The sequence below is a fragment of the Pantoea sp. T14 genome, assembly GCF_036663535.1.
Lineage (GTDB): Bacteria > Pseudomonadota > Gammaproteobacteria > Enterobacterales > Enterobacteriaceae > Pantoea > Pantoea phytostimulans.
The window spans coordinates 618,079-644,132 of the sequence record NZ_JAWUEB010000027.1; the positions used below are offsets into that span (position 1 = coordinate 618,079).

Genomic DNA, 26,054 nt, shown 5'->3' on the forward strand with positions numbered 1-26,054 from the left:
GCTTTTCTCTTCAGGTTGCAGGTTAGGTACGTTACGCGGTCACGTCCATCAAGTGTGACAACTCGTCTTTCACCGACTGCACCTGCGGGCCAATCACCACTTGCAAGCTGGTTTGATTAAGGTGAATCACGCCGATCGCGCCGTTGGCTTTCAACGCAGCATCATCCACTTTGCTCATGTCGGCGATAGTTAAACGCAGGCGCGTCAGGCAGTTATCCAGTGAGGTAATATTTTCAACGCCACCCAGCGCCGAAAGAATGGCCGGTGAGTTGTAACCTGACTTGCCTTTGCCCGCGCTACTGACTTTTTGCTCTACGGAATTTGCCGTTTCGACTTCCCGCCCTGGCGTTTTGATATTAAACCGCACGATAGCAAAGCGGAAAATGGCGTAATAACCGACAAACCAGACGGCGGCAACCACGGGAACCCAATACCATTTCGTGGATAATCCATGCAGTACGCCGAACACCACGAAGTCGATAATATTGCCGTCGGTGTTACCAATCGTGACACCAAGAATCGCCATCATGGTGAAGCCTAAACCGGTCAACAGCGCATGGAGTAAATAGAGGAACGGCGCTACAAACAGGAACAGGAATTCAATCGGTTCGGTGGTGCCACCCACCACGCAGGCTACCACGCCGGAAATCAGCAGCCCTTTAATTTTATGGCGATTTTCAGGGCGTGCGCAGTGATAAATCGCTAATGCCGCGCCGGGCAATCCGCCCAGGAAGGCCGGCATTTTACCCTGCGACAGGAAGCGGGTCGCGCTCTCAGCAAATCCGTGGGTTTCTGGACACGCCAGTTGCGCCTGGAAGATGGTCAGCGCACCGCTGACGGTTTTGCCGCAGACATCCAGCGTGCCGCCCGCATCGGTGAAACGCATAATCGCAACCAGAATATGTTGCAGGCCAAACGGCAGCAGCAAGCGCTCGCCGGTACCGAAGATCATCGGGCCGAAATCACCTGCACTGTTGATCATCCAGCCCAAGCCGGTAATGGCGCGAGCAAAGAACGGCCAAATCAGCGGAACGATCAACCCAACAACACCCAGCACCAGCGTGGTGATGATGGGAACGAAACGCGTGCCGCCAAAAAAGGCCAACGCGTCGGGTAGGCGGATATGATGAAAGCGTTCATGCAGCCAGAACACGATAATCCCGACAATCACCGCACCCAAAATCCCGGTATCAATGGATTGAATTCCAAGAATCGATTGCACGTTATTGGCTTTCAATAACGCGGCATCGGTGGTCGGCAGAATACCGTTGATGTTCAGCCAGAAGTTAATACTGAGGTTAAGCACCGCATAGCCGACAAAGCCGGAAAACGCGGCCACGCCTTTGTTCTCACGCGCCATGCCGAGTGGAATAGCCACGGCAAACATCACCGGTAAATAGCTGAAGGCGAATGAACCCAGTTTTGCCATCCATAAAAACAGATATTGCAGCAAGGGTTGATCGAGTAAAGGAATCAGCGTCAGGACATCGTGACTGCTCAGCGAGCTACCAATGCCAAGCATAATGCCGCAGAACGATAACAGCGCAACCGGCAGCATAAAGGTTTTACCCAGGCTCTGGAAAAACTCCCAGAGTGACATTTTTTGTTGTGGGGCGGGCATCATGACTCCAGCAAGGATTAGTAACGGTTAGGAAGTAATGCGATGATAAAACGTTTTATCAAGCCGTAATGCGCGATAAATCACACTGTTTGTGCGTCATGCGATATTAATTTTTCCCTCAGCGGTGTAACGTTTTATCGAAATGTTTAAGGCTTTATGACCGCTTACGTATTGAGAAACCATGTCGCAGCATAAAATCACCATTAATGATGTCGCCGATGCGGCGGGCGTTTCCGTTACCACTGTTTCGTTGGTGCTTTCTGGAAAAGGGCGCATTTCCGCTGCTACCGTGTTACGGGTTAATCAGGCTATTGAGCAACTGGGCTTCGTACGCAACCGTTCTGCATCAACCTTACGCGGCGGCGAAAGTGGCGTGATCGGCTTGATCGTGCGCGATCTCAGCCATCCTTTTTATGCCGAAATGACGGCGGGTCTCAGTGAAGCATTGGAAAAACAGGGCAAATTGCTGTTTCTCACCCAGAGCGGCACGCAAGGTCAGCATCTTAATCGCTGTTTTGATTCGCTGGTGTCGCAGGGCGTTGATGGCGTGGTGTTAGGGGGTGGCACCGATCAGGCCGCAGAAATCATTACGCGGGTGCGTGAGCAAAATATCGCGATGGTTTGCGCTGCACGTGCCAGCAGTGTTGATGACGTTGATACGATTCGTCCTGACAATGCACAAGCGGCGCGGCTCGCGACCGAATATTTGATTCGTCAGGGACATCAGCGCATCGGTTGGCTGGGCGGAAACAGCGCGTCGTTAACCCGAGCTGAACGTATTGGCGGTTACTGCGCGACGTTACTGCAATACGGTTTGCCGTTTCGCCCGGAATGGATCGTAGAGTGTGGTAACACGCAAAAAGAAGCCGCCGACGCGGCTATTCAACTATTAAAACAGCATCCTCGATTAACCGCGATTCTGGCCTATAACGCATCAACGGCAATGGGATGTTATTTCGGCCTGTTGCGCACCGGGCGTGATATTGGTCGCGGCGCGGTAGACAGCTATTATGGTCAGCAAATGGCGCTGATGGGATTTGGTGATGAGCCGCAGGCGGAATTAACCGATCCACCTTTGACCTTTGTGACCAGTTCGGCGCGAGATATTGGCCGGGCAGCGGCAGCGCGTATTTTATATCGCATGGCAAATCCCACGGCGGAGCGGCAAGATCTAATTATTCCGCCGCAGCTGATTGTGCGGGGGTCGGCCTAGCGTGTTCGTCATATATCTTTTTCTCCGCGTCAGGCATACCCACGGCCTTGCGCGATTTCATCCCTTTTGAATATTTCGCGTAAAATTTGCGCTATTTAGCGGATAGATTTGCAGCGTTAATTTAGGAAATTTCACATTTTTTCCCGCGAATTTTAAAGTCGCCATGGCTGGCTATAAGATTTGGCTGCATTCAATTTCTAATAAAGGGAAGAACCGATGAAAACAACATTACTGGCGGCGTTATTACTTTCTACCTCTGTTTCAGCCATCGCGGCGCAGCCTGAAGCGATGAAAAATCCGCTGAGCGTTCATGTCCTGAACCTGCAAACCGGCGTGCCAACCGCAGGTGTTGAGGTTGAACTGGATCAGCAACAAGAGGATAAATGGATTAAATTGGCTACTGGCGTGACGGATAATAATGGCCGCATTCCAGCGCTCTATCCACAAGGTAAAACGCCGACAAGCGGCAATTATCGCGTCGTGTTCAAAACCGGGGATTATTATAAAAATCAAAAACAGAAAACGTTCTTCCCTGAAATTCCCGTTGAATTTACCTTAGAAAATAATGGTCAGCATTATCACATTCCGCTGCTGTTAAGTCCGTTTGGTTATTCCACTTATCGCGGCAACTAATAAATTAAACGTCGCCGACCAAACGTCAGTGAAAGCATAAAAAAATGCCGGCCCCTTTCAGGGTCGGCATTGTTATTCATTCACGCTAAATAGCGAAATTTTATTGTGGCATGCCTTCATTGGTTGGCATACCGAGCATATAACGAGACAAAAACTGCTCCAGCGTCATTTTGTCGCCATTCATATTAACCTGACCATTAGCATATTGCAGACTGGTAATAATATTATCATCCTGCTGCTGCGTCAGACGGAACATCTGTCCCATTGCCGCTAAACCTTTGACCTGCTGATCGGCCAGTTTCTGCGCCTCATCTGCCTGATATCCTTCTGCCAGCCCAACATGGCGCATGGTTTCGGTAGCCATTGGCATATTAATGTTCAGCTTGGTGTCGAGCGTTTTCAATACACGATTAACCATTGCGCTCAGGCTCTGTGGTTCACCCGTCACGGTTGCCGGATCGTTAAAGTTAGCGGTGAGATTAAAGCTGCTTTCGCCTTTCTCATTCTTCCAACTCAACGGCGCGATGCTGATGGCTGGCGAGCCCTTCAACAGCGTCGGTAGGTTGTTCAGCAGAATGGTGTGAACGCCCGCTTGATAACGGATAGGATCATCCGCCAGGCCTTGTTGGTTAAGCAGATCCTGCATCTGCGCATTGTAATTATCAGAGAAGGTCTTAACTGCCTGCGCGTCAAACTGCGACAGCTTCATTTTCAGCGTGGCTTCGCCAAAATCTTGCTGCTGAAGCTGGATGCTGTCGACGTGATAATCGATATTGCCACCGATTTTTCCAGACTGATTATCAAAGGAGGAAGTGCCTTTCAGTTTTTGCAGTGTTAATGCATCTTGTCCATTAATGCTGGCATTGACCTTTTCAACTTCAATAGCCTGATCGCCGATGCGCACGCCTTCCGGGCTAAGATGAGTGTTACCACTGACTTTTAAGCCATTCAGCGTGAACAGCACCGGCTGGCCCATCTCATTTTTGCTGGTTAACGCAACGCTACCGATATCGCTATCCAGTGACACTTTATCGCCCTTGCTGTCAGCGCTGACGTTAAGCACGCCGCCATTCGTTGCAGCACGTTCACCGGTTTGCGCATTTTGATAATCAATAGGCAGGATTTTCAGCGCGGTGTCGGTAGCACCGCTGTAACCGATGCGCGTCTCCGCGTTGATCAGAGACTGATTGTTGGTCAACTCAAACAGCTTTTTCACCGCATCGGTATTAGCCAGTTCGGTATGTACCGACGCCATGCTCGGAATAAGATTGAAGTGTTTTAACTGGGCAAACGGGAAAGGGCCGTGGCTGATGTTTTCATTCAATACGATGCTTTGACCCGGCTTCAGCAAAGCATTGTCTTCCGTTTGCGATGTCGCCTGAATCACCAGTTTGGTCTGACTGCTGAAGACACCACGCTGATAATCTTGATAGCTAATCTTCAGTCGGCTATTGGGTGCGTAAGCGTTCAACTGGGTGTTGGCGTTTTGCACCAGTTGATCCATGTGCGTTTCGAGCTGCTTGCCAGTGAACCAGGCTGCGCCGGTCCAGATTACGCCCAGTGCTACAATCACACCCACGGCAACGTTGGTCTTTTTCATTGCTGAGTCGTCCTTATCCTTGAGTCCGCCTACGCCGCTGATCGTGTTCGGCGCGTGAAGAAAAAACGCCCGCGGGCGTTATTTAGCTAATAGGTTGAAATAATAGCAGTTAAGCGCCAAAACGTCAGCCGCATCCGTGTAAGTCGTTAAAGACGCGCGCTAAACGTCCCGTTCCGGCCACTGTGATCGGTGCCTCATTTGCGGCAACGAAGCAGGATTCACCAGGCTGGAGCACCACTTGCTCTGTGCCTTTAGCGATGATTGCCTGACCTTCAATACAGAACAGCAGGGCAGCGCTCTCCTGGCTCACCGCCTGCGGCACCGCATTCAAGGTATGAATAGCGAAGGCAAAGTCATCAACCGGAATCGGAAAGCGTAATTCACTCTCCTGTTCCTCAGGCTGTGTCAGTAACTGATCGGCAGGTTTCTCGACGAATTTAACGTTCGCCATCAATTCAGGAATATCGATGTATTTTGGCGTTAAACCCGCGCGCAACACGTTATCCGAATTCGCCATCACTTCCAGCGCAACACCTTTCAGGTAGGCGTGAGGCGTTTCGGCAAACAAGAACATCGCTTCGCCGGGTTGCAGCGTAATGACATTGAGCAGTAAAGGAGAAAACAGGCCAGTATCGTCTGGATAATCGAGCGCAATGGTTTTGATGGTCTGCCAGGGTTCGCCTTCGCGGGCATTAAGGGCAGATTTCAACACGCCAAGCGCCAGTGATTTAGCTTCGCCTTGCAGCGAAAGCAGCGTGGTGAACAATTTCGCAAGATTCTCTTGATCGGGATGCTGAAGAAAATGCGCAATTTGAGGATGCGCGCCCGCAACGGGCTCCAGCAAAGAAACCATTTCTGAGAAAGCGCGAAAACCGTTCATCGCCTGAAAAGGGGTTAAGGCGTAAACCAGCTCAGGTTTATGGTTGGCATCTTTATAGTTACGTTCGGCGGCATTCAGCGGAATAGACGCAGCATTTTCCCGTGAAAATCCCTCTTCAGCAGCGCTTTTACTGGGATGCACCTGAATAGAAAGGGGCTGATCAGCACACAAAACCTTAAACAGAAAAGGCAGTTCACCAAAGCGCTTAGCCACCTGATTGCCCAGCATGGCGTCTGGATGGGCATCAATTACGTCGCGCAGCGAGCGAACTTTACCGTGGTCGTCTACGGTTGAAGGGCTTTTGGGATGCGCACCCATCCACATTTCCGCCATCGGTAAACCTTTTGGGTTAGCGATGCCATAAAGTTCTGTTAAGGCCGTTTTGCTGCCCCAAGCGTAATTTTGCAGCGAATTGTTCAGTTTTTGCATCATTTACCCTTAATCACGGGAAGTTATTGTGTTTATTAAAGCAGAAAGTGTTAGTGAAAATACATATCAAGTGCAATAAGCATGGCAGGCTCGCATAATGTTAAATTATTGTATGTAAGAATCTCGGCCGCCCAGATCAATTTATGGGCGTTTAAATCCCAAAAACTGTGCTAAAGGAGACGTATTCATGGCAGCCAATCGCATTGAAAAAGATTCAATGGGGCCCATCGATGTACCGGCAGATAAGTTATGGGGCGCGCAGACTCAGCGCTCGCTGGAACACTTTCGTATTTCAACTGAAAAAATGCCGACCGCGCTGGTGCATGCATTGGCATTGACCAAGCGCGCTGCTGCCAGCGTGAACCGTGATTTGGGCTTGCTCCCGGATGAACGTGCGGAAGCCATCCTTAAAGCTGCAGACGAAGTGCTCGCCGATCAACACAGCGATGAATTTCCGTTGGCTATCTGGCAAACCGGTTCCGGTACCCAGACCAATATGAACATGAATGAAGTGCTGGCGAACCGCGCCAGTGAAATCCTCGGCGGCGAGCGCGGCATGTCGCGTTTAGTGCATCCTAATGATGATGTAAATAAAAGCCAAAGTTCTAATGATGTCTTTCCGACGGCGATGCACGTTGCCGCGGTGATTGCGCTGCGTGAGCAGCTGATCCCGCAAATCCATGTGTTAAAGAAAACCCTGAGTGAAAAGTCTGAAGCCTTCAAAGACATTGTGAAGATTGGTCGAACGCATCTTCAGGACGCTACGCCGCTCACGCTAGGCCAGGAAATCTCCGGCTGGGTGGCGATGCTGGAGCACAACCTTAAACATATCGAGCAGAGCATTCCGCACGTTGCCGAGCTGGCGTTGGGCGGCACCGCGGTAGGCACCGGCTTAAATACGCACCCGGAATATGCGGTTCGCGTGGCTAAAGCATTGGCAGAGTTAACGCAGCAGCCTTTTGTCACCGCACCCAATAAATTTGAAGCGCTGGCAACCTGTGATGCTTTAGTGCATGCGCACGGTGCGTTGAAAGGGCTGGCAGCTTCATTGATGAAAATTGCCAATGATGTGCGCTGGTTATCGTCGGGCCCGCGTTGCGGCATCGGCGAAATTGCTATCCCGGAAAACGAGCCGGGCAGCTCAATCATGCCTGGCAAAGTGAATCCGACGCAGTGTGAAGCGATGACGATGTTGTGCTGCCAGGTGATGGGTAACGACGTGGCCATTAACATGGGCGGCGCATCCGGTAACTTCGAGCTCAACGTCTTCCGTCCGATGGTGATTCATAATTTCCTGCAATCGATTCGCCTGTTGGCCGATGGCATGGACAGCTTTAATCATCACTGTGCGATCGGTATTGAACCCGTACGTGAGCGTATTGAGCAATTACTGAATGAATCGTTGATGCTGGTTACTGCCTTGAATACGCATATCGGTTACGACAAAGCGGCTGAAATTGCTAAGAAGGCACATAAAGAAGGACTGACGCTGAAAGGGTCAGCGTTGAAACTCGGTTATCTCACCGAAGAAGAGTTTGATGAATGGGTTCGCCCGGAAGAGATGGTCGGCAGCATGAAGCAGTAAGTGTTTTAGTCGGGAAGGCCAGCGTGATGCTGGCCTTTTTTATGACCGGCTTTATTTGCCTAAACCGGCACATCCACCCAAAGATGCAGGCGGGGAATCAGCAAATATAGCTGTTCAGCGGCGGGTTTATGGCGGTAAGCGATATTATCCGCGTCATAATTCAGCAGTTCACCCAGCACAGGCACCTGTGTGCGATCGCGGCATAACACCAAAATCGGCGAAGGGCAGGCAAGCTGAGTTTGTTTCTTCTCATCGGCACGCCAAACACGCGCAATAGGCTGTACTTTTACCGGGCGCTTGATTTTCAAGCGAGCGGATGTGGGTAATGCCCGCACGCTTTCCAACTCCTCCTGAACTTTTTGCGCCCACTGTTCGCGCGACCACGGTGCTTGCGAACGTCCAGCCTTGAGGCTTTTATCCAACTTTTCCATGATTTCTTCGCGCGTTACATTCTTGATCACATGTTTGTTCGCCCAGCCAAAACGTAGGCTGTCTGGCGCTTGCAGTAAAGAAACGGTGCGGTAAGCGTTTAATGTAATCAATCCGCGAAAATGGTGGTGGACGAATTCGAAGCGCGCTTCACTTGGTAAACCCGAATCAACGGTGATCAGTTTTTCCAGCAGCGCTTTCAGTTGATTCACCTCATCAACTTGCGCAGTGATCGCCTGCTCCATCGCGTCATCGCATTCAATGCAAATCGCCCCCGGCAGGCGCACCGCTGCTTTGGTACTGAGTTTTTCCGACTGATACTGCATGAACAGGCGACAATAATGATTCAACGCCATGTCGCGCGCGGCTTCTCCCAGATGTTGCTCAACTTCAATTTGCGTAATGGGATCATGCTCGCGGCCTTTTTCAATTGGCGGCAGGCTAAATACGCGTGCAATCAGCAACGGTTGGGATTCAAGGGTCGCTCTCAGGCGGCCAAGCGCCCGTTCTAAATCATTTACGCACTGGTGTAGATCTGCCACTAAGTCGTAGCGCGCCATATTCGCCTCCTTAATTACAACATCCTTACTGTCGCAGAAGTTAATTTCCCCCGCAATAGTGATTCTAGTTACAACATACTTTAAAAGTATTCGTTAAAATCGTGCCTGCATTTAGGCTAAACAGAGAAAAGCGGGTAGCTTCGCTTCTGTCACCATTTTTCCTTATCCCAGAACATGTTATAAAAATGCTTTGCCAGCTAACGGATTTCAGTAGTGAACCAACCAAACAAACCAGGCGTGGCCGCCATTATCACGTTGGGTTTAGTGCAGATACTTTCCTGGGGCGGATCGTTCTATTTGATGGCGGTGATGGCGAATCCCATTGTTGCGGAAACCGGTTGGTCGCAACAATGGGTTTACGGCGCATTATCGACCGGCATTTTAGTGTCAGGATTGCTGGCACCGCTGAGCGGACGCATCATTGCCAAAACGGGGGGGCGCCTGCTGCTGGCCTTAAGTGGGGCAGTCATGGCCGTAGGCTTGGTGATCATGGGCTTGAGCCAATCACTGGCGCTGTTTCTGTTTGCCTGGGTCATTATCGGCATTGGCATGGCAATGGGTTTATACGATGCGCTGTTTGCCACGCTCGGAACACGTTATGGCGGCCAGGCGCGTTCAGCGATCACCGGCATCACGCTGATTTCTGGATTTTGCACCACACTCGTCTGGCCCGGCACCGCGTTGCTTATTCACTGGCTAGCGTGGCGTGGCGCCTGCTTTGCCATCGCCGCTATGCTTCTGCTCTCTGTTCTACCTGCCTACTTTTATGCGCTACCCAATGTCAAACCGGTTCGCAACCTGAAACCGAAATCCGCAACGCAGACTAACAGCGACATCGCACCGTCGCTGTTTTGGCTGCTGTGCGCCATTTTCACGCTTGCGTCGGTGATTATGACGGCGATTTCAGTGCAGCTGATCAGCCTGCTGCAGGCCAGCGGTCATAGCTTGACGTCGGCGTTGGCCATTAGCGCCATTCTGGGCCCGTGTCAGGTGGGATCGCGCATTGTTGATATCGCTTTTAAGCGTGGGCATCCTATCTGGACCACCTTTTTTTCGGTGGGATTAGTGGCGATCGGCTTGCTGCTATTAGCCTGCTTTCCCCACATGGCCTTGCTCAGCATGGTGCTTTACGGTGCCGGAAATGGATTACGTGCCATCGTGCGGGGAACTTTACCGCTGGCGATGGTCAAACCGGAAGCCTATGCAATTGTCGTCGGGCGGATGGCGCGCCCGGCGTTGATTGGTCAGGCACTCACACCGCTGGTAGGGGGTTATGTGTTCGAAACCCTGGGCGCACCCGCCACGCTAGGGTTGCTTTGCGTCCTGGCAATCATTAACGTGTTATTGGTCATGGTGCTAAAACAAAGGCTTCCCGCACCTACGGCAGCGATAAACTAACGCCAGAACAATTTGGCAGTTAGCAGGCTAAGCACCTTGTGCTATCGTGCCGCGGGCTTTGGTGAATACGTGCCTTGTCGCTGTGGCCTTGCTTCAAAAAAGCAACAGTGTTTGTTATATTTATTGCTCATTCAGTGTTCACTTATGCGGCAATAAAACAATAAGATGCACCGCAACTCAGGATAAAGAAATGCTTGATTACCGCTTCCCGACAGCTTTGCAAATGGTTCTTAGCGTAGCGATGGCGGAGCAAATGGGAAAACGCTCAACCAGCGCAGTTCTGGCTTATGGCCTTGAAGCCAATCCCAGCTTTATACGCAAACTGATGGTTCCTTTAACACGTGACGGTATTATCGTCTCGACGTTAGGCAGAACCGGTTCGATTCATCTGGGGCGTGCTGCTGCAGACATCACGCTACGTGACATCTATGTCTCTGTGATTGAAGACAAGAAAATCTGGGCATCGCGCCCTGATGTCGCACCACGTTGTCTGGTCAGCGCCAACCTTTGCTGGTACTTCAAATCCATCGCAGACGAAGCCGAGCAGGCGTCGCTGGATGTGTTAGCTAAACGTACCGTCGCCGATGCGCTCAATGAGCTAAAGAAACGCGACACCAGCAACTGTACCGCTGTGCCTGAACCCGATGAGGTCGAAGACTTCTGTAAGAAAAGCCGCTGATGCGGCTTTTTTTCTGTCCGGGTTTCCATGCTTTAAGCCTGTTTTAAAAAACGACGCTCAATCTTTTTCCAAAAAAAAGGCAATCCGAAGATTGCCTTTTTTATTCACATCACGCCGGTTGCAACGTTTCTTTCGGTGCCTTACGAGTCACCCATTTACGCAGAGTGACATAAAATACGGGCGTCAGGAACAAACCAAACAGTGTGACGCCGAGCATCCCGGCGAACACGGTAATCCCGGTAACACCGCGTACTTCTGCTCCAGCACCTTCGCCTAATATCAGTGGAATGGTGCCAGCAATAAAGGCAATCGATGTCATCACGATAGGGCGTAAACGCAGGCGACACGCCTCCAGCGCAGATTCCACGATCCCTTTGCCCTGGATTTCCAGTTCGCGGGCAAACTCCACAATCAGAATGGCGTTCTTACACGCCAGCCCCATCAATACCACTAATCCAACCTGAACAAACACGTTGTTATCACCGCCAGTTAACCAAACGCCCACCAGCGCCGAAAGCATGGTAATTGGCACAATCAGGATCACCGCCAGCGGTAACGTCCAGCTTTCGTAAAGGGCGGCAAGCACCAAAAACGCCAGCAGAACGGCAACCGGGAACACAATCAATGCGGTGTTGCCTTGTGTGGATTGCTGATAACTCAGATCGGTCCATTCGATATTCATGCCATTTGGTAACAGCTGATCGGACATCGTTTCCAGTTGCGCCATCGCCTGCGCCGAAGAAAGCACCCGCGGATCGGCATCACCAATCAAATCCGCCGCCGGATAGCCGTTGTAGCGAATCACCGGATCGGGCCCGTAACTGGTGGTGATATTGACCATGCTACCAATCGGCACCATTTCGCCGCGATCGTTGCGGGTACGCAGGTTGGAAATGTCCTCTACGCTGTCACGGAAATCGCCATCGGCTTGCGCCATGACTCGCCAGGTGCGGCCAAATCGGTTGAAGTCGTTGACATAGGATGAACCTAAATAGGTTTGTAGCGTGCTGAATAGCTCCGTCAGCGACACACCTTGCGCTTTGGCTTTATCGCGGTCCACTTTCACATCCAGCTGCGGCACATTTGCCTGGTAAGATGAGATCGGGAACTGCATCCCTGGCGTCTGCATTACCGCGCCGGAAAGCGTATTAATTGCGGTTTGCAGTGCCCCGTAGCCTAAACCCGCGCGATCCTGCACATAGAGCGAATAACCCGATCCTTGCCCCAGACCCAAAATCGGTGGCGGCATAATCGAAAAGCCAAATCCTTGCTGTATCTGGGCAATCTTCGCATTGATCTCTGCGTTGATTTCCGCCGCGCTGTGCTTGCGTTGATCAAACGGTTTTAAACCAAAGAACACCGTGCCGCTGTTGGGCGTGTTGGTGAACTGCAACGCGTTCAAGCCGGGGAAGGCCACCGCATACGCCACGCCCTCGGTTTGCATACCGATTTCGCTCATTTTACGAATCACGGCATCGGTGCGCGCCAGCGATGAACCCTCTGGCATTTTCACGCCGCCAATCAGGTACAACTTATCCTGGGTGGGAATGAATCCCCCCGGCACGCTGTGGAACATCCAGCCCGCGCCCGCCAGCAACAGCACATATACCGCAAAGACCGCGCCGCGACGTCGCAACGTTTTGCCCACCATCGACTCATAACCGTGCGCACTGCGCTGGAAAAATCGGTTAAAGGGACGGAACAGCCAGCCAAACAGGCGATCAATCAGGCGCGTTGGCATATCTTTTGGCGCATGATGATCCTTCAACAGCATGGCCGCCAGTGCGGGTGATAGCGTGAGCGAGTTAATGGCGGAGATCACGGTGGAAATCGCAATGGTAACCGCAAACTGCTTATAGAATTGCCCGGTCACGCCCGACAAAAACGCCATCGGGACAAACACCGCACACAGCACCAAAGCAATAGCGATAATGGGTCCAGAGACTTCACGCATCGCCTGATGCGCTGCCGCTTTGGGCGACAATCCCATCTCAATATTTCGTTCCACGTTCTCTACGACCACAATCGCATCATCAACCACGATGCCTATCGCCAGAACCAGCCCGAACAGACTCAAGGTATTGAGGGAGAAACCCAGCAGGTAAAGCACGCTAAACGTACCGACCACTGAAACCGGCACCGCCAGCAAAGGGATGATCGACGCACGCCAGGTTTGCAGGAACAGAATCACCACCAGCACCACCAGCACCACCGCTTCCAGCAGCGTTTTGACCACCGCTTTGATCGAGTCCCGCACGAATACAGTCGGATCGTAGGGGGCAGCCCATTTCACGTCGTTGGGGAAGCGGGTGGCCAGTTCATCCATTTTGGCACGTACCGCATTTGAGAGATCAATGGCATTCGCGCCGGGTGCCTGGAAGATACCAATACCGACGGCATCTTTGTTGTTGAGCTGCGAACGCAAGGCATAACTGCCTGAACCCATTTCGATGCGCGCTACGTCACGCAGTCGCACCAGCGAACCTTCATCTGAGGTTTTCAGAATGATGTCGCCAAATTGCTGTTCGCTTTCCAGTCGGCCTTGCGTGTTGATCGACAACAGAAAATCGCTTTGTTTTTTCAACGGTTCCGCGCCAAGCTGACCGGCAGAAACCTGCACATTCTGCTCCTGCATCGCGGTAATCACGTCCGAAGCGGTTAAGCCCCGAGCGGCCACTTTGTTGGGATCAAGCCAGACGCGCATCGCATATTCGCCTGCACCAAAAATCTGGATCTGGCCTACGCCCGGCAGACGCGCCAGCTCATCTTTCACTTTTAAGGTTGCGTAGTTGCGCAAATAGAGCGAATCGTAGGTGCTGTTCGGCGAGAACATGTGCACCACCAACGTTAACGTCGGCGACTGCTTCTGTGTCGTGATACCCAGGCGGCGTACATCTTCCGGTAAGCGCGCTTCGGCCTGCGCCACACGGTTCTGCACCTGAACCTGCGCCTGATCGGGATCGGTGCCCGGGCGGAAAGTCACGGTCGTGACCAGCACGCCATCGGAGCCGGCAACCGATTTCATGTACATCATGTTCTCAACGCCATTAATCGCTTCCTCAAGCGGCGTGGCCACTGAATCGGCAATTACTTTGGGGTTGGCGCCGGGATATTCAGCACGAACCTGTACGCTGGGTGGCACCACATCGGGATATTCGCTGATCGGTAACAGCGGAATGGAAATAGCGCCGGTCACGAAAATCAGGATCGACAGCACGGCGGCAAAAATCGGCCGATCAATAAAAAAGCGGGAAAAGTCCATAACGGCCTCGAATTAGTGAGCGGCTGTCGCACGCATGGCGACTTGCTGTGCAGTCACCGCCATGCCAGGCATAAACACTTTTTGCAGACCATCAACAATCACCCGATCGCCCGATTGCAGTCCCGTCTTAACAATACGTAAGCCGTCAACCATCGCGCCGGCTTGAATATCTCGGCGTTGCGCTTTGCCCTGACCATCAACGACGTAAACGTACTTGCGATCTTGATCGGTTAATACCGCTTTATCGTCAATCAACAGGGCATCAAACTGCGCGCTGCCAGGTAAACGGACGCGCGCATAAAGGCCTGGCGTGAGCTGGCGCTGGGGGTTGTCGAGCAGGGCGCGCATACGAATGGTGCCGGTGCTGGCGGTTAATTGATTGTCGAGGAAATCGATCTTGCCCTGATGCGGATAACCTTGCTCGTCCACCAATCCAATCTCAACCGGCAGCGCGTTACGCTGTTGGCCCTGGCGCGTCATCGCTTGATAATGCAGGAAGGTCGCTTCATCGACTTCGAAATAGACGTACATTTTCTCTTGCGAAACTAATGTGGTGAGCACGCTGGCGCTGTCGCCTGCGCTGACTAAATTGCCGGAGGTGATCATCGCGCGGCTGGCGCGGCCATCAATCGGCGCGGTCACGCGCGTGAAGTCGAGATTCAGCTGCGCCATATCCACTGCGGCTTCAGCCGCTAACACATCAGCCTGCGCCTGGCTGGAGGCCGAACGACGCTGTTCCCACGCTTCGCGAGAAATCGCCTGCGTTCCGATCAGTTTCTCCGTACGCGCAGATTCGCTGCGTGCCAAACTGGCCTGACTGCGCGAGCGCGCCAGTTCCGCTTTTGCCTGCTCCAGCGCGGCGCGATAACTGCGATCGTCGATCGTGAAAAGTACCTGGCCTTTTTTCACTTCATCGCCTTCGCGGTAATTCACTTCATTGATATAACCAGAGACGCGCGGACGCAGCTGCACGCTTTGCACCGCTTCAACGCGCCCCGTGAAGCTATCCCATTGGCTAACCGGTTTGATCAGCACGTCTGCTGCACTCACTTGTGGTGGTGGTGGCGGGGCGTTTTGCGCCACACCGTTATCGCAGCCGCTCAATTGGCTGATGAGCAGCACCATCCCCAGAAGGGTAGAACCCTGACGAACCCACTTCGTTTGTCTGTTCATTATTGTTATTCCGCCTAAAAGGAAAAAACGGCCCGCAGGCCAATATTTGCAACTTTGACGATTGCAATTAATTACGAGGAGTGTAGGCTTGTGCAACTCGCAACTGCAAGAATATCTGATACACTTTATGTGCGGTTTGGTAGGCGCCCTATTGAGGTGTGAATCGCGTTAGAAAAACCCTATAAGCTGTGCGGCATTTAATGTACTAATAAAACTTGCATTAACTGGCATAGTCAGTCACCCTTTAAGTGTAACTGCAATTGATACTGATACCATTCGTCAACGCGACGGGAGAACATAGAATGATGAGCGATGCCTTTATTCACGATCTAATCGACTGGATTGATAACAACATTGAAGCACGTCTGGATTTGGACACGGTTTCTGAGCGCGCAGGTTATTCCAAGTGGCATCTGCAGCGTATGTTTAAAGAGCACACCGGTTATCCGCTGGGCGAATATATCCGGGTGAAAAAACTCAAAAAGTCGGCAGATCGCCTGACCAGCACCAACGAACCGATTCTCAACGTCGCAATTTCTTTAGGTTTCGATTCGCAGCAGTCATTTAATCGCAGTTTTAAACGTCAATACGGTGTTGCACCGGGAGCATGGCGACGTGATAGCGCGCATTCGCACGCTGCCTAAGCCGCTGGGGCCAGCTTGTCTGGCCCGCGCTGTTTCTGGCCGTTAAAACTGTTATGATCCGCATCCTGCTGTCACGGATGCCATTATGTCGAAAAAACTCTGGATTGGACTTTTCTTGGTCCTTGCCGCCTGCTGGGTTGGCCTCAAACCTTATTTACCCTCTTCTTCTGCACCTGCTGCCAGTGATATCACTGCGCTCACTGATGTGCGCACCGTTGCCCGTTATATCCTGCAAAACCAGCAATTACCTGACTATTATCTGACCAAAAGTGAAGCGCGTCGTCGCGGCTGGAATCCCAGCAAAGGCGATCTGTGCGATGTTTTGCCAGGAAAAGCGATTGGTGGCGACCGATTCTCGAATCGTGAAAAGCGCCTGCCACAAAGGCAGAATCGCCAGTGGTATGAAGCGGACGTGAATTATCGTTGTGGGCACCGCGAAGCGGATCGCCTGGTCTACTCTTCAGATGGGTTAGTTTATCTCTCAACCGATCACTATCGCAGCTTCAAACAGGTGCCATAATCATGCTGATTCTGAGCTTTGATTTTCGTCAGTTGGCGGATCGTGATGCGTTTTATGATCAGTTGGCGCAGCAAAGCCATTGCCCGTTTCCGTTTGGCAATAATCTGGATGCGTTGTGGGATTGGTTGACGGGCGGGATGGCGTTGCCAGCGGAGATTCATTTACGCCATGTCGATAAGCGTCATCACCATGATACGTTCGCGCCGGTGTTGGCGCTGCTGGAAGAAGCGGCGCAGTCGCTGGAAGGCGAGCTGCGCCTGATCGTCGATTAAGCGCGCAGCGGTTTCAGCAATGCAATCAACGCGTCACGTGCGGCAACGGGTAAATCACCGCCGCCGGTGTAACCGTTGTTCTCAATGATCACCGTATTGAGTCCCACTAACCAATCATAAATGTAGTAAGCGGTATGATTGGCGGGCGCGACCGAAAGACGGGTTAAACGCTGTCCGGCACCGAAGCTAACGCTGGGCGCAGGCGGGCGAGAGAAGATCGATTGCCCCCGATTCACGCGACTCGCTGGACGCTCCGATTCGGGTCGCTGCAAAAAGCCGAGCCAGGCAACAAAATCCCCTAACACTGTCATCGCGCGCGTCACTTGACGATCGGCACGCGACTCATGCGTCACGGTATGCGCATCGGATTCATGCAGCGCCTGCTGCAATTTCTGCGTCATCTCAGCGCGGAAACTCGCGGTGATCAACTCTTCTACCAGCCATTCCATGGTGGCTTTATCGATATTCAGTAACGCCAGCAGGCTGCGATTTTCCGGCAGTTGACGTAAATGATCGAGCCATAAACTGAACACCTGATGCGGAAACTGCTGGGTGTTTTGGCTGGCTTTGCTCTGCTGCACGGGTGCCTGCTCGACTTCTGCATTGCTGAACAGATCAAACTCAAAGCCAATACCAAACTGATTTTCAGCCGCATTGAGCGGCGTCAGGCTGGTGGCGTTAGGCGCAGCAGATTGATTCAGCCACAATTGACGCAACGCTTCACGCGGCGGCTGCAAGCGCTCCAGCAATTCACCGTGCAAACCGGTGCGGTGCTGCAAACATTTCAACAAAATATCGGCGATGTTCTGTTTACGCGCTGCCTGTTCTGGGCTGGCTTCTGCCTCGGTCCAGGGTTGTAAACGACGCTCAACCACGGTGTGTTGAATCTGCGCCAGCTGCGTCACCAGCAACTCACGGCGCGCTTCCGGCTGCATTTCTTCTTGCAACCAGGCCGCCATGCGATCAACACCTGCGCGATCCAGCGCCAGCATCGAGCCCCAGCGTTGTCCCGGCTGACCAATCTGTCGCTGAACCGCTTCATCTACATTCATCTGTTGATGGCGCGCGTCATAAGGCGTGATGGCCCAAATCAGACGCGGCTTTTCGCCACTTTCATTCACCGGCTGATGACGCTGCCATTCGCGTAGCGCCTTGCTGGCGATATCCGCATCCTGACGCTGGCTGGCCGCAGTGCAGACCAGTAACAGATCGATACTCTGACGCGTGGCGTAAAAGCCGGGCAGCAGGGCGCGTTTCTGTTCCAGCAGGCGCGCCCGCAGCGGATCTTGCTGCTGTAAACGCTGAAGCTCTTCCGCCGAAGCGCGGTCAGCCGGCACGCCTGGCGCAGGCAATTCCAGCATATCGGCGTCATCGTAGAGCGCGGTACGCGGCGTAGAACTCAGCGGAATCAGCACTTCCAGCGTCAGCAGCGCCAGTTGACCCAGCGGTACGCTTTGCGGTTTGCCGATGCGATTGCCATTTAATGGGCAAACATCAATGAGTCGTTGCTGATCCTGCTCGCTGGCCGGGACGATCAACTGTTCGGCTGGCAATGAAGCCTCGTCCGTCAGCAGGCTCAGCGGGGCCAGCACGCGACTGCTGTTGCGCAGTTGATGACGCAAATGCAGCAGGCCGCGTAGCCACTCATTCAGTTGCGGTTCAGCTGGCCACAGCAAAGAAAAGAGCTGTACGCGGTCATCCACGCTGAGCCACGGCGCCAGTTCTACCGCCTGTGGCCAGAAATGACGATCCAGCAAGGCATCATAAAAATGATGGCGGCGACACCATGACCACAATGTCACTAGCGCATCACTTTCCAGCCCAGCCAGCGGCGTGGTCAGGCGATGACGCTGCAGGCGCTGCATCACGCTGTCAATCTGCGCAATATTAGGTTGCGTTACGCCGCCACCGCAGGCAATCGCCAGACGTAGAATTTCCGCTTCGCTCAGCAGCGTTAATTCCACTGGCCATTCACCCGACAGCGGTTCGCGCTGGTGGCTGAAACGCGTGGCGGTCGCATAATCAAGGTTATCGGGATTGATGTGTTGAAAGTAGTTCAGCGATTTGTCGCTCAGACGCGTCACCAATTGGCCTTGGGCATCGGCGACCATCTCGCTCAACAGCCAGGCTTTACCCGCCTGAGATTGACCAAACAGCGCCAGCGTCACTGGACGCGCAACCTGTTGGGCCAATGCATGGGTTTGCACGCGCGCCTGTCGCAGTTGTCGTGTCAGCGTTTCCGCTTCCAGCGCCAGACGCGGCGACTGCGCACGGGTAGTATCAATCCAGTCAAGGCTGGCATTCAGGGCGTCCTGCAACAGGCTAAGACGTTTTGCCAGCGTCTGCGGCTGGCGCGTTTTTAAAGATTTCATCGTTTACACACGCTCCCGCTGTCGATCCAATATTGCGCATTGGCGTTGCCGGTCGCTGAAAGCGTATTCAGTTTGAGGCTCAACTGATCGAGCGGCACCCGCGTGCCGTCGTCAAGACGCGCATCACTCAGCACCAGATTTTCCGGGCCTTGCGCATCCGGGCCAGGCTTAACCGCTAACTTCACGCGCAATACGCTTTCACCGGCGACTTTACGCGCCAGCGCGGCATCATTCAGCGTCAGGCTATACAGCGGTGAAGCAGGCCAGCGATCGTTATCCAGCTGACGGAAGCCAAGGCAGACGTTACCGCGAATGCGGAAGCTGCTTTTACGATCCAGCGCGAAACTACTGTCATCGAGATCGATCTCGCTGTAGCAAAGATTCTCATCGGTCAGCGCCTGGTTTTCATCCAGCATGCCCAGATACCGAATGGTGGAGTAAGGTTCGAAATCGCCCGCGCGGAACCAGAAGCTGCTAAGACGCAGATCCAGCGCCAGCAAGCAGAGCATGGCACCCACGGCCGCGGTGGATTTTGGGTTATCGATGCGGCCCAGTTTGTTAAACGGATACCAGTCGCTGGTGTGATAGCCTTCCAGCGACAAAATACGGCTGCCCGGCAGCGGCTGTAAGTGGCGTACCAGCGCCTGAATACCCGGGAAACGCGACGGCCGACCGGTTAGCAGCAACACATCGCATTGATACAGCGACACCACTTCACACATTGAACGCAGCGCAGGAATAATCGCCATGCGGTGCTGCATAAACTCGGCGTGCAGCTGCGCCATGCTCACCACCAGCGGCACATCAAGCAGATCAAAGCGGCTGTTGCCACCCAGTTCGCGCTGAATTTCACCGTTCACAAACGAGAGAACGGCATCGCTCGGACGCTGTTCAACCAGCTCGCCAAACAGCGCATTAATCTCAGCGTGACTCTCCAGCGGATCCCAGTTTTCGTAACGCTCTAACACGGCCTGCGCCAGAGGAATAAACAGTTGCAGCGTGGCCTGTTGGCGCAGCGTAGCTTGTCCATCCATGCGGCTGTCATGACCAAACAGCTTGTTGATCAGCGGTTCAGCCAGCGTCAGTCCCGCTTTTTGCAGGCCATTTTGCAGGGCAGGCAGGATCCACAGCTGAATCACATCCAGCAGAATATCGTCGCCCGCCACTTTAAATCCTTCGCGGAACAGCAGGCGCGGCGTGATCTTAACGTTGTTGCCCTGACCATCATCAAGGCGATATTGGGTAATGGCTAAATCGGTGGTGCCGCCGCCAATATCGATGGAGGCGATGCGCAGGCTTTTACCGGGCAGCTCATCGGTTTCACGCGGGCGATCGGGACGCGCCATGCTGCTGAAGAAATCTTCGGCGCGACCAGCAAAATTGACCTGAGTTTCATTAAACAGCCACACCATCTGGCCGCAGGTGGCTTCATCCCACTCCATCTGCACGTCGGGTACCGGCTTGCGGCTTTGTGCCTGGCTTTCTGGCGTAAAGTCAGCATCAGCGTCGTGCCAGCCTTCCGCTTTCCACACCAGCGCAATCGCTTCCTGCATACGGCGACGGAAAATTTCACGCTCCGGTTTTGGCATCGCCGAAGGCAGCGTCAGAATCACATGACGTAACTGGCGCGGGGCGTGGCTTTGCGGCATGCGTTGACGCTGTGCGGCGCTGTTCATTTGCATCATGGCCTGCGCTAACAGTTCGCACAGCATAAAGGTCATCAGCGAACTGCGGCTGTAATGGGCAGAGAACACCGGCAAGCGATCGTCAATCGGCAGCGCATGCAGCGGCTGGCCTTCATCATTAACCAACGTAGTGAAAGGGGCGGCGCAGGCCAGCGGTTCCACTTGCAACCCTTGCTGGTTGAAACGCCAGCCTGGCTGATAGCGTGCTTCATCCCACAAATAGCGGCGTGGACTGGATAAACCGGTGCTGCCTTCCAGCCCGGCGCGTTGCAGCGCAAGACGGCTCGCTTCGCGACCGACACGGGTGAGTGACGGCCACATAAACGCAGATTCGCGCCCGCTTTCCAGCGAGAAACTGGCCTTGCCGAAACGCGCTTCGGCGAACTCCAGGCGGCTATCGAACAGCTCGTTATAAACCTGATGCGGCTGTGACAGATCGCGCAGTTGCAGTTCGTAGGTTTGTTTTAAACCGTTAGTTTCTTCGGGATGATCTTCAACCAGAATGCCGCAGGTATGCGAATTACCGACATCAAGAATGATATCGACGTTTACGGCGGGCGTTTGCAGTGAAGCGGCCTGAATATGAATATCGCTGAGAGTGAGTTGCTCACCGAGCAGCTCCAGCAAATTCAGGTAGTGCGCCTGATATTCAAATTCGCGCAGCGCCTGATTGATCGCTTGTTCACGACGATCCTGCACGCGATCGGTAAAGGCTTCACGCAGCCAACCGTCAACCCAAGTGTTGTCAAGAAACTCACCCAGCTCGTAATTGTGCCAGGCCAGCGCAAAGGTCACGCCGTTTTGTGCGTCTGCGGGAGAGAGGCCCAACTGCTCGCCACCCTCGTCATTGGCGACGCAGCGGGTGTCAAAAGCCAGGCTAACGCGATGGGTATTGCCTGCAGCATCCGGTTTATCCAGCGCGACCAGACGCATGCGCGCCCAGTTTTCGGGTCCACCAATAAAACGGCGTCCACTGGCGCAGCGCAACATCGGCAGCGGCAACCAGCAGGCGGCGAGCAGCGACAGCGAATCAGCCAGCGCAATGTCAGATTCAGGACGCACCACTTCCGGTGCGCCGCCATCTTCAGGATAAAGCAAAAATTTACCGCCATTCCCGTCAACGTTCAGGCGCAGCAGCGGGCCATTAGCGGTCTGGCGCACAAACTGGCGGCGCGCCTGGGTGGCTGAAAACTGCAAGCCGAAGTCGAGAAACTGCACGCCACTGTCTTCAATCAGCGTAATTTTTTGTTTGTCATCGATCAGGGGAGCCAACATGTTTATTTACTCTCACGCTTAATCGTCATTGGGAATACGTTGTCATTGCCATATTGCGCTTCGCAAACTGCCGCGCCAATGTTGGCATGGCACACCAAAAGCGGCATGCGGTAGCGAGAGTTATCGCTGCATCTTGCGGTATAACGACTTTCAATCACCAGATTACCGGCGCTGGTCATGGCGGCGCTGACGTCAGCTTTGCAGCGGGTGTTGCCTTGTGCAATCTGCACACTGCCTTTGCCGTTGTTGAACTGAAAGCGCATCTCGGGCTGCTTACCGGTCGGCGTTTTGATCTGCTCAATACTGACGCGCCAGCGACCATCAATCACGCGCACCAAACCATCACGTACTGCATCGGGTGTCACCACCAGATCGTCCGGTTTTGCTGGCACCGCAGGCGTCACCACACTGGAAAGGGTAGCAGACGGCGCAGCGCTTTCAGTGGCAACCGATGCAACCACGCTTGCTGGGGTTTGCGGCAGCGTATTCGCTAATTTTTCGGCAGAAACCAGTACCGCAGGCGGTTTACTCACACTTGCTGTGACGGGCTGGGCTGGCGCGGCGGGTTTACGCTCAGCCGTCGCTGGCGTATCAGGCTGTGAAGTGTGCAGCACCACTGCCATGGCTACCGCAGCGGCAATCGCGACAGGCGGCAACAAATACCAGACACGGAAACCGGCACGGCGTGCTGCTGGTGCTGGCTCAGGTGCCATAACCGGCTCAGGTTCAACCGACTCGACAACCGATTCTGGCGCGACATTTTCAATAATGGGTTCGATAACCGGTGCGACAACTGGCTCGGGCTGCGGGTCGATCACTAATTTTGGTAAGGTCACTTCCAGGCTGTCACGCAAACAGGCCAGCGCGTCATCGCGACTGCGTTCCTGAGCATCAACGAAGCCCCAAAAGGTGATAACCGGTTTGCCATCCACCAGATAAACGTATTGCTGATCGGGAAACTGCAAGGTCTTGCTTAACAGCGCGCCAAACAGGCGCATGGCAGGATTTTCCGCTGCGCGCGCGCGTACACTGAGATCGTTCATATCCTGCTGATAAGCAGTAAGCTGCTGCAGCGCTTGGCGGCGTTCGTGATCGCTGGCACCCAGCCAGGATTTTACCTTGCCGGAAAAGGGCGCATACCAGTCGAGGCGATCGCCGCGCTCGTTGGCTTGGGGAATAGCAAGGCAGTTTGCCAGCGCGCTTTGACGGCGCAGGCGCAGGGTTTCACGAATTTGCAGTGCAGAGGCGTAGACCGGCTGGCCGTTTTCACCTAAGGCCAGCACCGCATCAAGATTACCGCTGCGCAGAAAAGTTTTTGCCACCTGTTGGGCCCTTATCGGTCGTTGTCTGAGGCAGAAAATCGCGAGTTATCGGCGATTACGGTAATTTTACGCGGGGCAATGGCAAATCAAACGGCAGATAAAGGGGATAAATGCGTGGTTTTTTCACGCGCTGCCGGAAAAAGCAGCAGCACGCAGGACGATCAAACCGATTTTTTGCTCAACAGCAGATGCGCTGCTACGCCGCCGACCAGCCCCCAAAAAGCGGCGCCGATGCCCAGTAGCGACACGCCCGATGCGGTAATCAGAAAGGTGATCAACGCGCTATCACGCTCGCTAGAGTGCTCCAGCGCGCGCTGCAAGCTGCCGCCGAGCGTTGCCAACAGCGCCAGACCCGCCAGCGCCTGAATCAGCACCGCCGGCAATGCGCTGAACAGCACGCCAATCAACGCACCCGAAAAACCCGCCAGCAGGTAAAACAGGCCGGCAATGGCTGAGGCTAACCAGCGGCGACGTGGATTGGGGTCAACCTCTTCGCCCATGCAGATCGCCGCTGTGATGGCTGCCACGCACACCGAAAACCCGCCAAATGGCGACATGATCAAGGCGATCAATCCCGTCCAGCTCATTAGCGCGGATACCGGCGGGGTATAGCCGTGCGCCTGCAATGTGGCGATACCGGGCGCATTTTGCGACGCCATCGTGACCAGAAAATAGGGCAGACCTATGCCAATCAGCGTGGTCAACGTAAAGTGCGGCATGACCGCATCGGGCAAAACAAAGCCAGGCGAATGCGAAGGAAAATGGATCGCGCCTTGGGCCATGGCGACCGCAACGCCCACCATCAGCGTGACCAAAATGGCGTAACGCGCCAGCCAGCGGCGCGCCAGTAACCAGGCCAGGCACATGCTGCCGCACAGGGTGAAATCAGTGTGCAAGTCGGCGAATGTTTGCAGGCCAAAGCGCAATAAAATGCCCGCCAGCATCGCGGAAGCCAGCGATTGTGGAATGTAGTTCATCAGCCTGGCGAACAATCCCGTCACGCCGCACAGCACAATCAGCACGTTGGCAAAGACAAAAACGCCCACCGCGTCGTTGATGGAAATGCCGTGAAAACTGCTGGCGAGCAGCGCCGCGCCCGGTGTCGACCAGGCCGCGAGAATCGGCATGCGGTAAAGCAGGGAAAGGCCCAGAGAAGCGATACCCATGGCGATGCCAATCATCGAAAGCCAACCACCAATCTGCATTGGGCTGGCACCCGCCGCTTGCGCGACCTGATAAATAATCGCGCCGGTGCTGCTGTATCCCACCAGCACGGCGACAAAACCTGAAACGACCATCGGTAACGTAAAACCAGAAGTGGCGCGGAACATGGCTGAGATCCTTTGTGCGTTATAGCGCACATCCTCGCATGATGCGCTATAACGCACAAGTGGTACACTGCCGTTCAGCAAGCAGGAGCCTGTAAGCAGGAGAACGTATGGAAAATTGGCATCAACATCTCAGTGATGCGCTGAAGCAGCTCAGACAAGCCAATGGCTGGAGCCTGACTTTAGCGTCGGAGCGAACGGGCGTCAGCAAAGCGATGCTGGGCCAAATTGAACGCGGCGAATCCAGCCCAACGGTGGCGACCTTATGGAAAATTGCTACCGGATTTAACGTTCCTTTTTCTTTCTTTATTCATGACAGCACGCTGCAAGAGGGCGAAACAGCGTCATTCAGCCAACCCAATTCACAGATGATTGTGCGGCCACTGCTGCCTTACGACGCTAAACTTCGTTTTGATCTGCTCGCGGTTGAACTCGCTCCCGGCGCACAAAGCGATTCTTCGGCGCACGAAACGGGCGTGATTGAGCAGGTAGTGGTGCTGGAAGGGGAATTATTATTGAGCCTGGAGGGTATTTGGCGGCGGTTACAGGCGGGAGAAGCCTTTCAGTTTGCCGCCGATGTGGCGCACAGCTACCGCAATCCGCTGAAAGTGACGCTGCGTTTTCATAGTCTGATTCACTATTTAGCCCGCGCCTGATTTTACAATTTGATACGAAGGTAAACTACACAGTTTACCTTCGTATTTGTAGAGTGATGCGTTCACAGTAAGGAGCAGGCAATGAGCAATAGGGATGTCTCCGCAGCGGAACTGCGCAGCGTAATAGGTAAGCTAGGTCGCCGATTACGCGAATCAGCCCCGCCGGGCGAGCTGAGCTGGTCGCAGATACTGGTTCTTGGACATTTGGTGCGGGACGGCGCGATGACCATTACCGAACTGGCTACAGCAGAAGGGGTGCGTACGCAATCTATGGGTGCCACCGTCGCCAGCTTGCAGTCAGCAGGGATGGTACAGGGCGAACCGGATGCGCAAGATGGCCGTAAAACACGCTACACACCAACGCAAGCCTGCCGGGAACTGATCGCCGCCAATCGCGCTTTACGTGATGACTGGCTGATTAAGAGTATTGAAACCCGGTTTTCAGCCGCTGAGCAGCAGCAGCTACTGCTTGCCATTCCCTTACTGCAACGACTCGCTGACAATTAATCCTGAGAGGA

Annotated in this window: 20 protein-coding genes; 10 read left to right on the top strand and 10 right to left on the bottom strand. The window is 53.8% G+C overall.

The features are described from left to right. Positions 1-31: 31 nt before the first annotated feature. Complete coding sequence (gene malX, locus SC127_RS21010) at positions 32-1,621, bottom strand: maltose/glucose-specific PTS transporter subunit IIBC (protein WP_215848283.1); 1,590 nt, start codon at positions 1,619-1,621, stop codon at positions 32-34. A 181-nt stretch (positions 1,622-1,802) separates the two neighbouring features. On the opposite strand from malX, the gene malI reads away from it, so the two are divergent. Beyond that, a complete protein-coding gene (gene malI / locus SC127_RS21015; protein ID WP_243078009.1) occupies positions 1,803-2,834 on the top strand; it encodes a Mal regulon transcriptional regulator MalI in 1,032 nt (343 codons plus the stop codon). Positions 2,835-3,050: 216 nt separating this feature from the next. Beyond that, entirely contained in the window at positions 3,051-3,467 is a 417-nt protein-coding gene (gene uraH, locus SC127_RS21020) for a hydroxyisourate hydrolase (RefSeq protein WP_215846880.1), read from the top strand. Between the two features lie 100 nt (positions 3,468-3,567). On the opposite strand, the gene SC127_RS21025 is transcribed toward uraH, so the two are convergent. Both SC127_RS21025 and manA read right to left on the bottom strand, forming a co-directional pair. Continuing rightward, the gene (locus SC127_RS21025) at positions 3,568-5,067 is read right to left on the bottom strand and encodes a YdgA family protein (protein WP_215846879.1); all 1,500 of its coding nucleotides are present in this window, start codon (positions 5,065-5,067) and stop codon (positions 3,568-3,570) included. Positions 5,068-5,191: 124 nt separating this feature from the next. Beyond that, positions 5,192-6,376 carry a mannose-6-phosphate isomerase gene (manA, locus tag SC127_RS21030; RefSeq protein ID WP_215848282.1) on the bottom strand — a complete coding sequence of 395 codons (1,185 nt, stop codon included), beginning with the start codon at positions 6,374-6,376 and terminating at the stop codon, positions 5,192-5,194. 187 nt (positions 6,377-6,563) lie between these two features. Here manA and fumC point away from each other — a divergent pair, with 187 nt between their 5' ends. Then, entirely contained in the window at positions 6,564-7,961 is a 1,398-nt protein-coding gene (gene fumC, locus SC127_RS21035) for a class II fumarate hydratase (RefSeq protein ID WP_243078007.1), read from the top strand. Positions 7,962-8,020: 59 nt separating this feature from the next. On the opposite strand, the gene tus is transcribed toward fumC, so the two are convergent. After that, a complete protein-coding gene (gene tus / locus SC127_RS21040) occupies positions 8,021-8,950 on the bottom strand; it encodes a DNA replication terminus site-binding protein (RefSeq protein ID WP_332627898.1) in 930 nt (309 codons plus the stop codon). A gap of 213 nt (positions 8,951-9,163) precedes the next feature. On the opposite strand from tus, the gene SC127_RS21045 reads away from it, so the two are divergent. Then, positions 9,164-10,348, top strand: a complete 1,185-nt coding sequence (locus tag SC127_RS21045) for an MFS transporter (protein ID WP_332627899.1) — start codon at positions 9,164-9,166, stop codon at positions 10,346-10,348. A 190-nt stretch (positions 10,349-10,538) separates the two neighbouring features. Continuing rightward, entirely contained in the window at positions 10,539-11,027 is a 489-nt protein-coding gene (locus tag SC127_RS21050) for an RrF2 family transcriptional regulator (protein WP_215846876.1), read from the top strand. A gap of 109 nt (positions 11,028-11,136) precedes the next feature. On the opposite strand, the gene oqxB is transcribed toward SC127_RS21050, so the two are convergent. Next, entirely contained in the window at positions 11,137-14,289 is a 3,153-nt protein-coding gene (oqxB, locus tag SC127_RS21055) for a multidrug efflux RND transporter permease subunit OqxB (protein ID WP_332627901.1), read from the bottom strand. 12 nt (positions 14,290-14,301) lie between these two features. After that, positions 14,302-15,462: an efflux RND transporter periplasmic adaptor subunit gene (locus SC127_RS21060; RefSeq protein WP_215846875.1), complete on the bottom strand. Its 1,161-nt coding sequence runs from the start codon at positions 15,460-15,462 to the stop codon at positions 14,302-14,304. A gap of 302 nt (positions 15,463-15,764) precedes the next feature. Between SC127_RS21060 and SC127_RS21065 the strand changes: the two genes are divergently transcribed. From SC127_RS21065 to SC127_RS21075, 3 genes are all read left to right on the top strand, one after another. Beyond that, positions 15,765-16,106 carry a helix-turn-helix domain-containing protein gene (locus SC127_RS21065; protein ID WP_215846874.1) on the top strand — a complete coding sequence of 114 codons (342 nt, stop codon included), beginning with the start codon at positions 15,765-15,767 and terminating at the stop codon, positions 16,104-16,106. Between the two features lie 85 nt (positions 16,107-16,191). Continuing rightward, entirely contained in the window at positions 16,192-16,626 is a 435-nt protein-coding gene (locus SC127_RS21070) for a ribonuclease domain-containing protein (protein ID WP_243078003.1), read from the top strand. A 2-nt stretch (positions 16,627-16,628) separates the two neighbouring features. After that, the gene (locus SC127_RS21075) at positions 16,629-16,898 is read left to right on the top strand and encodes a barstar family protein (RefSeq protein WP_243078002.1); all 270 of its coding nucleotides are present in this window, start codon (positions 16,629-16,631) and stop codon (positions 16,896-16,898) included. Here the strand turns inward: SC127_RS21075 and SC127_RS21080 are convergent. The 4 genes from SC127_RS21080 to SC127_RS21095 form a co-directional block, all read right to left on the bottom strand. Further along, positions 16,895-19,270 carry a virulence factor SrfC family protein gene (locus SC127_RS21080; RefSeq protein WP_332627905.1) on the bottom strand — a complete coding sequence of 792 codons (2,376 nt, stop codon included), beginning with the start codon at positions 19,268-19,270 and terminating at the stop codon, positions 16,895-16,897. The genes SC127_RS21075 and SC127_RS21080 overlap by 4 nt on opposite strands. Beyond that, the gene (locus SC127_RS21085) at positions 19,267-22,230 is read right to left on the bottom strand and encodes a virulence factor SrfB (protein ID WP_243078000.1); all 2,964 of its coding nucleotides are present in this window, start codon (positions 22,228-22,230) and stop codon (positions 19,267-19,269) included. Before SC127_RS21085 ends, SC127_RS21080 begins: the two co-directional genes overlap by 4 nt. Before the next feature lie 2 nt (positions 22,231-22,232). Further along, positions 22,233-23,552 (bottom strand): SrfA family protein, encoded by a 1,320-nt coding sequence (locus tag SC127_RS21090; protein WP_332627908.1) that lies wholly within the window; start codon positions 23,550-23,552, stop codon positions 22,233-22,235. 161 nt (positions 23,553-23,713) lie between these two features. Then, positions 23,714-24,883 carry a benzoate/H(+) symporter BenE family transporter gene (locus tag SC127_RS21095; RefSeq protein WP_243077998.1) on the bottom strand — a complete coding sequence of 390 codons (1,170 nt, stop codon included), beginning with the start codon at positions 24,881-24,883 and terminating at the stop codon, positions 23,714-23,716. A gap of 107 nt (positions 24,884-24,990) precedes the next feature. Here SC127_RS21095 and SC127_RS21100 point away from each other — a divergent pair, with 107 nt between their 5' ends. Beyond that, complete coding sequence (locus SC127_RS21100; protein ID WP_243077997.1) at positions 24,991-25,536, top strand: helix-turn-helix domain-containing protein; 546 nt, start codon at positions 24,991-24,993, stop codon at positions 25,534-25,536. Positions 25,537-25,617: 81 nt separating this feature from the next. Beyond that, on the top strand, positions 25,618-26,043 hold the full coding sequence (locus SC127_RS21105; protein WP_243077996.1) for a MarR family winged helix-turn-helix transcriptional regulator: 426 nt from the start codon (positions 25,618-25,620) through the stop codon (positions 26,041-26,043). The last annotated feature ends 11 nt before the right edge of the window (positions 26,044-26,054 follow it).